General features: G+C 41.9%; 1 protein-coding gene. It reads left to right on the plus strand.

The features are described 5' to 3' along the window. The first annotated feature begins 120 nt into the window (after nt 1-120). Nucleotides 121-558 (plus strand): IS200/IS605 family transposase, encoded by a 438-nt coding sequence (gene tnpA / locus PL85_RS18185; RefSeq protein WP_064625158.1) that lies wholly within the window; start codon nt 121-123, stop codon nt 556-558. Nucleotides 559-627: the final 69 nt, after the last annotated feature.

The following is a 627-nucleotide window of genomic DNA, read 5'->3' on the forward strand; positions in this document are numbered from 1 at the left end:
TTGTCATCCCTAAACCACCGCCTTGGGCGGTGGTGATTGAACCTTGGGGCTATTGCCCGAAGGAGTGCCCATGCTAGAAGTAAACCTCTTATTCACCACAAGTAAGAGGAAACTAAAAACATGGGCGATTATAGAAGTTCATCACATGTATATTGGCGTTGCAAATACCATATAGTTTGGACTCCGAAATACAGATTTAAGATCTTGAAAGGGAATGTAGGTAAGGAGCTTTATCGCTCAATCTATATTTTGTGCAATATGAAAGATTGTGACGTTTTGGAATTAAATGTTCAGCCGGATCACGTTCACTTGGTTGTGATAGTTCCACCAAAAGTTTCGATATCAACGTTGATGGGAGTATTGAAAGGGCGTTCAGCAATCCGCTTGTTTAACAAGTTCCCACATATAAGAAAGAAACTGTGGGGTAATCATTTTTGGGCAAGGGGATACTTTGTTGACACAGTTGGTGTGAATGAAGAAATCATCAGGCGTTACGTAAGGCACCAAGACAAGAAAGATCAAGAATATGAGGCGCAGTTAGAGTTGAAGATAAACTAGCAGTGCAGGGATGCCCCCTTATAGGGGGCTATAAACCAAAGCCGCCTTCTAAGAAGGCGGATTTTTACT

This window comes from Vibrio anguillarum (assembly GCF_001989995.2).
Taxonomy (GTDB): Bacteria; Pseudomonadota; Gammaproteobacteria; order Enterobacterales; family Vibrionaceae; genus Vibrio; species Vibrio anguillarum.

Coding starts and splice junctions, on each gene's coding strand:
- tnpA (WP_064625158.1), top strand. CDS start 121: ATGGGCGATTATAGAAGTTCATCACATGTATATTGGCGTTGCAAATAC.